The organism is Sinorhizobium kostiense (assembly GCF_017874595.1).
Lineage (GTDB): Bacteria > Pseudomonadota > Alphaproteobacteria > Rhizobiales > Rhizobiaceae > Sinorhizobium > Sinorhizobium kostiense.
On sequence record NZ_JAGILA010000002.1, the window covers coordinates 240465 to 252688 of the forward strand.

Here is a 12224-nt window from a genome sequence, read left to right on the forward strand (position 1 = left end):
CAGATTTAGCCCTCCCAACATCCCGAAAGTGAATTCCGAATGGCGAAGGCCCGCACCCAGTTCGTCTGCCAGAATTGCGGCACAGTCCACTCCCGCTGGGCGGGAAAGTGCGACGGCTGCGGCGAGTGGAACACGATTATCGAGGAAGATCCGATGGGCGGCATCGGTGGCGGCCCAACGCGGGCGCCGAAGAAGGGTCGCCCCGTAGCTTTGACGACGCTTTCCGGCGAGATCGAGGATGCGCCGCGCATCGAGACCGGCATATCCGAGCTCGACCGCGTGACCGGCGGCGGCTTCGTGCGCGGCTCGGCGCTGCTTGTCGGCGGCGATCCCGGGATCGGCAAGTCGACCGTACTGATGCAAGCCGCAGCCGCCCTTGCCCGCCGTAAGCACCGCGTGATCTATGTCTCCGGCGAAGAAGCCGTTGCCCAGGTACGGCTGCGCGCCCAACGGCTCGGCGCCGCCGACAGCGACGTGCTGCTTGCCGCCGAAACCAATGTCGAGGACATCCTCGCAACCCTTTCCGAAGGCAAGCGGCCGGACCTCGTCATCATCGATTCGATCCAGACGCTCTGGAGCGATACGGTCGATTCCGCACCGGGCACGGTGACGCAGGTGCGCACTGGCGTGCAGGCGATGATCCGTTTCGCCAAGCAGACCGGAACGGCGGTCGTGCTGGTCGGCCATGTCACCAAGGAGGGGCAGATCGCCGGCCCGCGCGTCGTCGAGCACATGGTCGACGCAGTGCTCTATTTCGAGGGCGATCGCGGCCACCACTACCGCATCTTGCGAACGGTCAAGAACCGCTTCGGGGCGACCGACGAGATCGGCGTTTTCGAGATGTCCGACAAAGGCTTGCGCGAGGTCGCCAATCCGTCGGAGCTCTTTCTCGGCGAACGCAACGAAAAGTCACCGGGCGCGGCGGTCTTCGCCGGAATGGAAGGGACCCGGCCGCTGCTCGTCGAGGTGCAGGCGCTGGTCGCGCCGACGTCGCTCGGAACGCCCCGCCGGGCGGTCGTCGGCTGGGATTCGGCGCGGCTCTCGATGATCCTCGCCGTGCTCGAGGCCCATTGCGGCGTTCGGCTCGGCCAGCACGACGTCTACCTGAACGTCGCCGGCGGCTATCGTATCTCCGAGCCGGCTGCCGATCTCGCTGTCGCTTCCGCACTGGTTTCGTCACTCGCCGGGCTTGCCCTTCCGGCAGATTGCGTCTATTTCGGCGAGGTCAGCTTGTCGGGTGCCGTCCGGCCGGTTGCGCATACCGCTCAACGTCTGAAAGAAGCCGAAAAGCTCGGTTTCTCGCAGGCCGTGCTGCCATCCGCATCGACCGACCTGCCCAGAAGCGGCAGTGGCCGGTTGAGCGAGATGGAAAGCCTGCCGGACCTGGTGGCTCGCATCGCCGGATCGCGGCGGGCCTTGCAGCAAGTCGACGAGGCGGACTGACGCATTGACCGTGTGATCGGCAGTGGATAGGCCTTTCGAGCGCGTGCACCCGCGGCCAATGGCGGATAAGTTGGTATGACCCGATTGCAGACGGGGTCGGAGTAAGGACAACATGCCCATCACAATCCTCGACGGTATCGTTCTCGGCGTCGCACTGTTTTCCGCGATTCTCGCCATGGTCCGCGGTTTCTCGCGCGAGGTCCTTTCGGTCGCGAGCTGGGTAGGCGCGGCCGCCGCCGCCTATTTTCTGTATCCGCATGTTTTGCCCTATGCCAAACAATACACCAGCAGCGACACGGTCGCTCTGATCGGCTCGGCCGCCGTGATCTTCCTGGTGGCACTCATCATCATCTCATTCATCACGATGCGGGTTGCCGATTTCATCATCGACAGCCGCATCGGTGCGCTCGACCGCACGCTCGGCTTCCTTTTCGGGGCCGCGCGCGGCATTCTTCTGGTCGTCGTCGCCATGCTGTTCTTCAACTGGTTGGTTGCGCCGCAGCAGCAGCCGATCTGGGTCACCGAGGCAAAATCGAAGCCGCTGCTCGACAATCTCGGCAACAGGCTGGTGGCGCTGCTGCCTGAAGAGGCGGACGCCACCATTCTCGACCGCCTGCGCGGCAGGGATACGACGGGTGAAGGCGAGAGCGACAATCCGCCCGCGGCCACGGGACAATCGCCTGCCGAGGACGCGCCTGCGACGAACGGCTGATATATGAGGACATTTGCAACAAAGCCCGCTGTGCGGGCTTTGTCTATTTCGAATAACCCTCGCCAGGCTTTTCGGCTAAGATCGCTTGACGACTGGCGGACCGATCACGATATGCGCACGGCACGGAGCAAAGGCAGACTGCGATGACCGATCTCAGATCCAGTGAAGTCCATGACGAACTCGACGGCGATACGCTGCACGAGGAGTGCGGCGTTTTCGGTATTCTCGGGCATCCGGACGCCGCCGCGCTGACTGCGCTCGGCCTGCACGCGCTCCAGCATCGCGGACAGGAAGCGGCCGGAATCGTCACCTTCGACGGAAAGCAGTTCTACACCGAAAAGCGTATGGGCCTCGTCGGAGACCATTATACCGATCCCGCAACGCTGGCGAAGCTGCCCGGCTATATTTCCATCGGGCATACACGCTACTCGACGACCGGCGAAGTGGCGCTGCGCAACGTTCAGCCGCTCTTTGCGGAGCTCGAAGTCGGCGGCATCGCCATCGCCCATAACGGCAACTTCACCAACGGCCTGACGCTCCGCCGCCAGCTGATTGCCGACGGCGCGATCTGTCAGTCGACCTCTGACACCGAAGTCGTCCTTCACCTCATCGCCCGCTCCAAGCAGACTTCCTCCTCCGATCGATTCATTGACGCCATCCGCCAGATGGAAGGCGGTTATTCGATGCTGGCGATGACGCGAACGAAGCTGATCGCCGCGCGCGACCCGATCGGCATCCGGCCCCTCGTCATGGGCGAACTCGATGGCAAGCCGATCTTCTGTTCGGAAACCTGTGCGCTCGACATCATCGGGGCCAAGTACATCCGTGACATCGAAAACGGCGAAGTCGTCATTTGCGAGATCCAGCCGGACGGCTCGATTTCAATCGACGCACGCAAGCCGGAATCGCCGCAGCCCGAGCGGCTCTGCCTGTTCGAATATGTCTATTTCGCCCGTCCCGATTCGGTCGTCGGCGGTCGCAGCGTCTATGTGGCGCGCAAGAACATGGGCAGCAATCTCGCCAAGGAATCGCCTGTCGAGGCGGATGTCGTCGTTCCTGTCCCCGACGGCGGCACACCGGCTGCGCTCGGTTACGCACAGCAGAGCGGCATTCCCTTCGAATACGGCATCATCCGCAACCATTATGTCGGACGGACCTTCATCGAGCCGACGCAACAGATCCGCGCTTTCGGTGTGAAGCTGAAACATTCGGCCAATAAAGCAATGATTGCCGGCAAGCGCGTCGTGCTCGTGGATGACTCGATCGTGCGCGGCACCACCTCGGTCAAGATCGTACAGATGATCCGCGACGCCGGTGCGCGCGAAGTGCATGTGCGCGTCGCCAGTCCCATGATCTTCCATCCCGATTTCTACGGTATCGACACGCCGGACCGAGACAAGCTGCTCGCCAACCAGCATATCGATCTCGCCTCGATGTGCCGCTTCATCGGCGCCGATTCGCTAGAGTTCCTCTCGATCGAGGGTCTCTACCGGGCCGTCGGCGGTCAGCCGCGCGATCCGAAGGCGCCGCAGTTCACCGACCACTACTTTACCGGTGAATATCCGACCCGCCTCCTCGACCAGGAAGGCGCAAGCAACGTGCGCAAGCTCTCGGTCCTCGCCAGCAACGGATAACAAGACATCAATGACGCCCAATCTGAAAGACCGGATCGCCGTCGTCACCGGCGCATCGCGCGGTATCGGCTATTTCACAGCTCTCGAACTTGCCAAGGCCGGAGCGCATGTCATCGCCTGCGCCCGGACGGTCGGGGGGCTCGAAGAACTCGACGACGCGATAAAAGCGGTCGGCGGCTCTGCCACTCTCGTTCCCTTCGATCTTGCCGACATGGCCGCGATCGACAAGCTCGGCGGCGCCATAAACGAGCGCTGGGGCAAGCTCGACATCCTGGTCGCCAATGCCGGCGTGCTCGGGACGATTTCGCCGATCGGCCATGTGGAGGCCAAGGTCTTCGAAAAGGTAATGACGATCAACGTCACCGCCACCTGGCGGCTGATCCGCTCGCTCGAGCCGCTGCTGGTGCGCTCCGATGCCGGCCGGGCTATCATCCTCTCGTCGGGCGCCGCGCACAAGTGCAAGCCCTTCTGGGGCCCCTACTCTGCTTCGAAAGCGGCCGTCGAGGCGCTGGCGCGCACCTGGGCTTACGAAACGCAACGTCTGCCGCTGCGCATTCTCAGCGTCGATCCGGGCCCGACACGCACCGCCATGCGGGCGCAGGCGATGCCCGGCGAGGACCCGGCGACCGTACCTCACCCCTCCGATGTCGCCGCGGCGCTGATGCCCCTCTTCGGCGCAGAGCAGACCGAGACGGGCAAGCTTTTCATCGTTCGGGAAAATAAGATCGTCGATTATCGGTTGCCGGAGTAGGCGCGAGGCCGACATAATTTCTCATTCTGTGCCTGTCACAGGAACCCGGCCACAGCGCGTCGGCTGTGAATAACTCGAAGATTCGACGCCCGCGGCAAGCCCTGGGATTGGAAGATAGTCACCCGCGCCCAAGGACTTGGGCGCGCTGGATTCCTGTGGCAAGCACAGGAACGAGGCGAATTGTCCTCTCCACCTACTCGCTGTCCCCCGGAAGCCCATCGCCCTCCTGAGGCACCTGCCAGTCGCCATATTTTCTCTGCCAGGCGCGCGCACCGAACGGCAGGCTGATCAGATAGGCGAGCGCCGTTACCACCATGGTTTCCCAGGTATAGGTCATCAGCGTCGCGACGTAGAGGACGACGAGCAGGATGGCCGGAAGCACGAGGTCCCGGCGCACGCGACTGTTTTCGGATTTGCCTGACCAGACCGGCAGCCGGCTGACCAGCAGGAAGGCGATCAGCACCGTATAGGCGGCAGCGATCAGCGCGAATATACGGTCCGGAGCCAGGCCGAGCAGGCCGATATAGACAGGCAGCAGCACGAGCATGGCGCCGGCCGGCGCGGGAACGCCGACGAAATATTCCGACTGCCAGGAGGCTTTCACCGGGCGCTCCGCCATGACGTTGAAGCGCGCCAGGCGCAGCCCGGCAGCGATCGCATAGATCAGCGCCGCGATCCAACCGATCGAGCGCGCCTGATCGAGCAGGAACACATAAAGGACAAGCGCCGGTGCGACACCGAAATTGATGATGTCGGCAAGCGAGTCCATCTGCCCGCCGAAGCTCGACGTCGCCTTGAGCAGGCGCGCCACGCGGCCATCGATGCCATCGAGAAACGCGGCCAGCAAAACCATTGCCACTGCGAGCTCGAAACGGTTCTCAAAGGCCAGGCGAATTCCGGAAAGCCCGGCGCAGATCGCCAGCACGGTGATCAGGTTGGGGATCATGAGGCGCAGCGGAATTTCCCTCAGCCGCGGCCCGCGGGCCTTGTCGTTGGAGCCGCTCGCATCTGCTGTCGGCGCCGAAGCGCCTGCTGATTGTTCCTGCCGGAGCTCTTCCATTCGGGACTCCTCCATTACGACTCCTTACCCACGGCGACTGACGACCGGCCCTTTTGCAGAACCGAATTCGGCGAGCACCGTTTCGCCGGCAACGGCGGTCTGGCCGACACTGACACGCGGCGTCGCACCCTCCGGCAGAAAGACATCGAGGCGGGAGCCGAATCGGATGAGGCCAAACCGCTCCCCCGCCTCCAGGGGTGCATTTTCGCTCGTCCAGCAGAGGATGCGCCGCGCAACCAGACCGGCGATCTGGACGACGCCGATTGCGCCATGGCGCGTTTCGATAACTAGCCCGTTGCGTTCGTTATCGTGGCTCGCCTTATCGAGTTCGGCATTCACGAACTTGCCGGCCCGATAGGCGATGCGCCTGATCGTGCCGCTCATCGGAGCGCGGTTCACATGGCAGTCGAAGACGTTCATGAACACGGAAACGCGCAGCATAGGCTCCGAACCGAGCCCCAGTTCCTCCGGCGGCGTCACGTTTGCAATGGCCGACACGCGCCCGTCGGCCGGACTGATGACAAGGTCCTCGTCGATTGGGGTCATGCGATCGGGATCGCGGAAGAAATAGGCGCACCAGGCTGTCAGCAGAAAGCCGATCCACATCAATGGTTCCCATAGGAAGCCAAGCACCAGAGAAACGACGAAGAAGATCGCGATGAAGCGGTAACCTTCCTTGTTCACCGGAACGAGCGTGTTGCGCACCGTGTCGACCAAGCTCATGAAATCTACTCCAAATCTGAATTGAAACGTGAACTAGCGCGAATTCGGGAATCCGGCAACGCCGAAGCCAGTTTGACTGCGGTGCGCCGACGCTCAGCCGTCGTCAGACGGCCGGGACGCCACGGTCGACAATGCCGAGATCATCGCTCTCGCGCACCCGCTTCAATTGCTCCTCCGCCTGCGTCGCTTCGCGCTGGCGGCTCCACATGGAGGCATAGAGGCCGTTGCGCGCGATGAGTTCGCCATGCGTGCCGCGTTCGGCTATGACACCATCCTTCAGCACGATGATCTCGTCGGCATTGATGACGGTCGATAGGCGGTGGGCGATCACCAGCGTGGTGCGATTGCGCGAGACGACATCGAGTGCCGCCTGGATCTCCTGCTCGGTCTTCGTATCGAGCGCGGATGTCGCCTCGTCGAGAATTAAGATCGGCGGCGCCTTGAGGATCGTCCGCGCGATGGCGACACGCTGTTTCTCGCCGCCCGAAAGCTTCAACCCACGCTCGCCGACCATTGCCCGATAACCATCCGGCAGGCCGCGGACGAATCCGGCGATCTGCGCCGCCTCGGCGGCTGCCTCGACCTCGGCGTCGGAAGCCCCCACCCGGCCGTAACGGATATTGTAGGCTATCGTGTCATTGAAGAGCACCGTATCCTGCGGCACCATGCCGATCACCGCGCGCAGGCTCTTCTGGGTCACGTCGCGAACGTCTTGCCCATCTATCAAGATGGAGCCCCCTTGCACGTCATAGAAGCGGTAGAGGAGCCGCGAAAGCGTCGACTTGCCGGCTCCGGAAGGGCCGACGACGGCAACCGTCTTGCCAGCGGGCACTTCGAACGAAATCCCCTTCAGGATTGGCCGGGCCGAATCGTAGGCGAAATGCACGTCGCGGAAGGCGATCGCGCCGCGCTCGATCCTGAGCTCCTTTGCACCCGCGCGGTCAACGACTTCCGGGCGAACATCCAGGAGATCGAACATATGTTCGATGTCGGTCAGCCCCTGCCGGATCTCGCGATAGACGAACCCAATGAAGTTCAACGGGATAGCGAGCTGGATCAGCATCGCATTGATGAAGACGAAGTCGCCGATCGTCTGCTCGCCACGCTGAACCGCAAGCGCCGAGATCGTCATCATGACGGCCGTGCCGGCACCGAAGATCAACGCCTGGCCGAAGTTCAGCCAGCCCAGCGAGGTCCAGACCTGGGTCGCAGCACGTTCGTAGCGCTCCATCGACTTGTCGAAGCGCTGGGCTTCCATCTCTTCGTTGCCGAAGTATTTGACCGTCTCGAAGTTCAAGAGGGAGTCGATCGCCTTGGTATTGGCGTCAGTATCGCTGTCGTTCATCGACCGGCGTATGGTAATCCGCCAATCACTGGCACGCACCGTGAACCAGATATAAAGCCAGACGGTCACAGCCGTGATCAGCAGGTAGCTGAAGCCGTATCCCCACCAGAAAATCACCGCAGTCAGCAGAAACTCGATGAGCGTCGGCACGCTGTTCAGGATGGTGAAGCGGACGATCGTCTCGATGCCCTTGGTGCCGCGTTCGATAATGCGCGATAGCCCGCCCGTGCGCCGCTCCAGGTGAAAGCGCAATGAGAGCTGGTGCATATGGACGAAGGTCCTATAGGCGAGCTGCCGGACGGCGTGCTGGCCGACGCTTGCAAACAGCGCGTCGCGCAATTGATTGAGTCCCGATTGCAGCAGCCGCGCGAGGTTGTAGGCGAGCACAAGCATGACCGCGCCGGTCAGGAATTGCGGCAGAAAGTCGAGCGCGTCCGGCTTGTTGTTGAGGGCATCGGTCGCCCATTTGAAGAAATAGGGCACCAATATCAGAACGATCTTGGCGACCACGAGGATCACCGTCGCCCAGACCACCCGCAGCTTCAGGTCCATGCGCTCCGCCGGCCACATAAAGGGCCAAAGATTGGCGATCGTCTTCAGGGGATTGCTGGTATTCGCCGAAACCGTCTTATTCTGGGTAGAGGATGCCACGTCTCAGTCCGCTTTCAATGCTTGCCATCGCGACCGTTGCATGCCCGCATGATCGCTTCGAGGTGAACAGAGCGCTGAAGGATCTAACTCATTTCCTGCTCCCTCGAACCTCCAATTCGAGGGCACCTGCAGCAATGCTCCGCATGGTCTTGCTTCCATTCTGAGCGAGTCACGGGGAACTCCGGCAGGAATTTGCCTTGCCAGCATTCGCCACTCGACCGCCTCCGTCCTGGCTCAATGAAAAGCGGCGCCTTTGAGACGCCGCCATTTCCTGACAGATAGGTCCGCCCTCGTGCGACCGCAATGCAATTGCGGACAGATGGCCGATTATTATTCGTGCGTCATGTGCTTGCGGTGGACTTCTCGCGATTCTTCGTCGGAAAGCGCCTCGTCGGGAACCCCGAAAACCTGGCCCGGCTGGATCAGGTCCGGATTTCCGATCTGCTCACGATTGGCGAGATAGATTGTCGTGTAGCGAACGCCCGCACCGTAGACGCGCCGCGAAATCTGCCAGAGTGTATCACCTCGGCGAATGATCACCGTGTTCTTGCTCTCCTTGAGCGGCGCCTGCTGAATCGTCGTCGGCTGCTGTTCCGCGTTAACCGGGGCGGCTGCGGCAATCTCCTTCGTCGCTGACTGCGACGGAGCGGCCTGTGTCGCATCGGCCGCCGCCGAAACGACGGCACTTGTCTGGCCAGCCTCGGCCGAAGGCTTCGGTCTGGCAGAAGCTGTCGCGGCGGTTCCGTCGGCCTGCTGCGGCAGTGCCGGCGCAATGACCGGATCGACCTTGCCCAAGGCCGCGACCACACCCGCAGAATCCTGCGGCGACGACTTAAGAATCGCCAAGGCCTCGCGCGCGGCCTTCGAAGCCCCGTTTGCCGCGGCGACCAAACCCGGCTCGGAACCGTCCGCCGGCTTGAACTCGGCAAGCGACTGGAGAGCGAATTCTGTTGCCGATCGCGCTGCAGCAAGCTGCTCGGCCGTCGGTTGCTTGCCGTCGGCATAGAGTCCCTTCAACAAGGCAAGCGCCTTGGCCGCCTCGGCCCTCAGGCCATCGAGCCCAGTTGCTGCCGTGTCCGTCGGCGCACTGGCAATCGCGGCGACTTGCGCACCCGCCGGCCGATCGAAGGGGACAGCAGCGCGCATGGCCACCTTGCTGGCGTCGTCGTTCATCATGTCGGCACGTATGATATGGCTTCCTACCGACAGTTCGATCACGCCATCGATAACAAAATGGCCGCTGTCGTCGGCCTTCACTTCCCCGAGCAGCTTATCGTCGGCGTAGATACGGACCAATGCCCCCGGTTTGGCATTGCCGGCGACGAACATCGTCGAGCCTTCGATCTCAACGGCGGTCACCTGCAGCCCGGGCAAGCCGTTGGGATTGGCCGGCGGCGCCGAAACGGCGGCGGACGCATCCGTGGATCTGGCCGCTGTCTGGACGGGCATCTGTTCGGCTTTCGGCGTCGTGATCAACCGGCTCGCCTCGCCCGGTTTCGAGACCATCGCCAGCAATTGCCCACCCGGTTCCTTCGGTACGGAAATGGTCGCAACCTCGTCCGACATCTTGCTGGTGCCACCAGCACCGACGCTCCTAAGCGTCAGCTGGTGGTCGCCTGCGGCAAGCGGCTTGTCGAAGACGGCAGCGAAATCGCCGGCCGCATTAACCTCGGCAGTCCCGACCACCGTATTGCCGCTCAGGATCTCCAGCTTGGTACCCGGCTCGGCGCGACCGGCGATTACGGTCGACCCATCGGGCTCGACGCGAAGGAGGTCAAATCCGGGGACGCTCCAACCGGTGGCCGGACCGGGCGTGGCGGGCGCTGCCGTCTGCTCGGTGGCCGGGCCTTGCGCTGCGGCGGGCGCCTTCCCGGCATTGGCTTCCGGTCCCGGCTCTGCTGTCTGGCCGCCGCCTGCGGCGGATTGTGCAGTCTCTTCCTTGGCGTCGTCGCGCAGGTTCGGCTGGACCACGAAGACCATCAGCGCGGTCGCAATCGCCAGCACGCCGAGGGCCACCCAACTGGCCTTGTTCTTTATCATGCCACTCTCCACAGGAGCGAAGCCTTTGCCCCGCGCATCCCCTTTTGCCGGCCTACGGTGCCGAGCCCTCGGTGCATTATAGCGCAACGTGGGCCTGTCGCCGAATTCTTCAATCCAATGCTGAAATTGCTAACGATTCCTGCAGTCCCGCACAAGCTCGGAGTGCGCACGCGGGCAACGATCGCACGGCTTTTCCGTCATTTTCCTTGACCCATGCTGCAACGCAATGTCTCTTTGGTCACATGAACAAGGATCCGAAGCCGATTCTCTCCGTCTGCGTCTATTGCGGTTCGCAGCCCGGTCGCGACCCGACCCATATTCAGGCCGCCCGAATTCTCGGCAATTCGATCGCGGATCATGGCCTGCAGCTCGTCTATGGCGGCGGCACGCGCGGAATCATGGGCGCGGTCGCAAGCGGCGTGCTCTCCGGCGGCGGCCACGTCACCGGCATCATTCCCGAATTCTTGATGGACAAGGAAGCGACACGCCACTCACTGGGGCAACTCGATGAACTGATCGTCACGGCCGACATGCATGAGCGCAAGCACAAGATGTTCGACCGGGCGGACGCCTTCGTGGCCCTTCCCGGCGGCATCGGCACGCTCGAGGAGATCGTCGAGATCATGACGTGGGCACAGCTCGGCCGCCACCGCAAGCCGATGATCTTCGGCAATATCAACGGATTCTGGACGCCGATGCTGGAGCTGTTGCAGCACATGCGAGACCAGGGCTTCGTCCACACGGCCCATCTCGTCCAGCCACTTGTGATAGATCGGGCGGAAGATATTGTCCCCGCCATTCTCGCCGCAGCGGCGGAGAAAGGCCGTGAGGGCGAAGCCGAGATTATCTCCAGGCTTTGAGTTCTCGATTCGGAGTGGATGGGAAGTCGCTTACACCCTCTCCACGTCTTTCGACTATTCTGCCGGCGTCGGCTGTGCCGCGCGGCGTGCCCGGCTCTGTGCAAGCATCGCGCCCGAATAGATAATCAGCGCCGCCCAGATCAGGATGAAGGCGACGAGCTTCGCGATGCCGAAGGGCTCGTGAAAGACAAATACCGCGATCAGGAAGATCATCGTCGGGGCGATGTATTGCATGATGCCGATGGTCGAGAGCCTCAGGAGTTTTGCGCCATTGGCGTAAATCATCAGGGGCACGGCGGTGACGAGCCCGCAGGCAAGGAGCAAAAAGACGTCGCTCATGCCTGTATCGCCGAAGTGGCCCTCGCCCGTCGTCTCGAGCCAGATGATGTAGCCGATCGCCGGGATGCTCAGGAGCAGTACCTCCAGAAAGAAGCCCTGGTTCGGCCCGATCGGCAGCGTCTTCCGGAAAAAAGCATAAAAACCCCAGGAGATACAGAGCCCGATCGATACCCAGGGGAGGCCGCCCGCGTCGAAGGCGAGCACGGCAACCGCGAGCGCCGCAAGGGCGATCGCCACCATCTGCGCCGGGTTCGGCCTTTCCTTGAGCAGCAACGCTCCGAGAAAAATCGAGAAGAGCGGGTTGATGTAATAGCCGAGCGCCGTCTCGATCGCGCGGCCGGCACCGATCGCCCAGACATAGATGCCCCAGTTGACGGTGATGAGCGCGGCCGTCAACGTCGCCATCTTCAGCATGCGCGGAGACTGAAGCGCCGCCTTCACCTCCTGCGTGCGGCCGAGCCAGACAAGCACGAGACCGGCCAGCGGCACGGACCAGACGATACGGTGCGCGACGACTTCGGGTGCCGGGATGTGTGCCACCGCCTTCATGAAGAAGGGCAGGAAGCCCCAGAGCAGATAGGCCGTCAACGCGAAGGCAAATCCTCTCGCGGAGTCGGTATTGTCGGCGGGCGGTTTGGCGTTCGGCTCGGCCATGGTCTTGATCCT

The 12224-nt window shown here is 62.7% G+C and carries 10 protein-coding genes; 5 read left to right on the forward strand and 5 right to left on the reverse strand.

The window, feature by feature from the left end:
- The first annotated feature begins 39 nt into the window (after positions 1-39).
- The 4 genes from radA to J2Z31_RS07595 all read left to right on the forward strand — a co-directional run bounded on the left by radA (position 40) and on the right by J2Z31_RS07595 (position 4540).
- Positions 40-1443, forward strand: a complete 1404-nt coding sequence (radA, locus tag J2Z31_RS07580) for a DNA repair protein RadA (protein ID WP_209601305.1) — start codon at positions 40-42, stop codon at positions 1441-1443.
- A gap of 112 nt (positions 1444-1555) precedes the next feature.
- Positions 1556-2155 (forward strand): CvpA family protein, encoded by a 600-nt coding sequence (locus tag J2Z31_RS07585; RefSeq protein WP_209601306.1) that lies wholly within the window; start codon positions 1556-1558, stop codon positions 2153-2155.
- Between the two features lie 143 nt (positions 2156-2298).
- A complete protein-coding gene (purF, locus tag J2Z31_RS07590; RefSeq protein ID WP_209601307.1) occupies positions 2299-3789 on the forward strand; it encodes an amidophosphoribosyltransferase in 1491 nt (496 codons plus the stop codon).
- A 10-nt stretch (positions 3790-3799) separates the two neighbouring features.
- Complete coding sequence (locus J2Z31_RS07595; RefSeq protein ID WP_209601308.1) at positions 3800-4540, forward strand: SDR family NAD(P)-dependent oxidoreductase; 741 nt, start codon at positions 3800-3802, stop codon at positions 4538-4540.
- 193 nt (positions 4541-4733) lie between these two features.
- Here J2Z31_RS07595 and J2Z31_RS07600 read toward each other — a convergent pair whose 3' ends face one another.
- The 4 genes from J2Z31_RS07600 to J2Z31_RS07615 form a co-directional block, all read right to left on the reverse strand.
- Positions 4734-5600 (reverse strand): CDP-alcohol phosphatidyltransferase family protein, encoded by an 867-nt coding sequence (locus J2Z31_RS07600; RefSeq protein WP_209601309.1) that lies wholly within the window; start codon positions 5598-5600, stop codon positions 4734-4736.
- 24 nt (positions 5601-5624) lie between these two features.
- A complete protein-coding gene (locus J2Z31_RS07605) occupies positions 5625-6323 on the reverse strand; it encodes a phosphatidylserine decarboxylase (RefSeq protein WP_209601310.1) in 699 nt (232 codons plus the stop codon).
- A 103-nt stretch (positions 6324-6426) separates the two neighbouring features.
- A complete protein-coding gene (locus J2Z31_RS07610; protein WP_209601311.1) occupies positions 6427-8319 on the reverse strand; it encodes an ABCB family ABC transporter ATP-binding protein/permease in 1893 nt (630 codons plus the stop codon).
- A 330-nt stretch (positions 8320-8649) separates the two neighbouring features.
- Positions 8650-10359: an Ig-like domain-containing protein gene (locus J2Z31_RS07615; protein WP_209601312.1), complete on the reverse strand. Its 1710-nt coding sequence runs from the start codon at positions 10357-10359 to the stop codon at positions 8650-8652.
- A 242-nt stretch (positions 10360-10601) separates the two neighbouring features.
- Between J2Z31_RS07615 and J2Z31_RS07620 the strand changes: the two genes are divergently transcribed.
- Positions 10602-11219, forward strand: a complete 618-nt coding sequence (locus tag J2Z31_RS07620; RefSeq protein WP_209601313.1) for an LOG family protein — start codon at positions 10602-10604, stop codon at positions 11217-11219.
- Positions 11220-11273: 54 nt separating this feature from the next.
- Here the strand turns inward: J2Z31_RS07620 and rarD are convergent, their stop codons facing one another.
- Entirely contained in the window at positions 11274-12212 is a 939-nt protein-coding gene (gene rarD / locus J2Z31_RS07625; protein WP_209601314.1) for an EamA family transporter RarD, read from the reverse strand.
- Positions 12213-12224 lie beyond the last annotated feature (12 nt).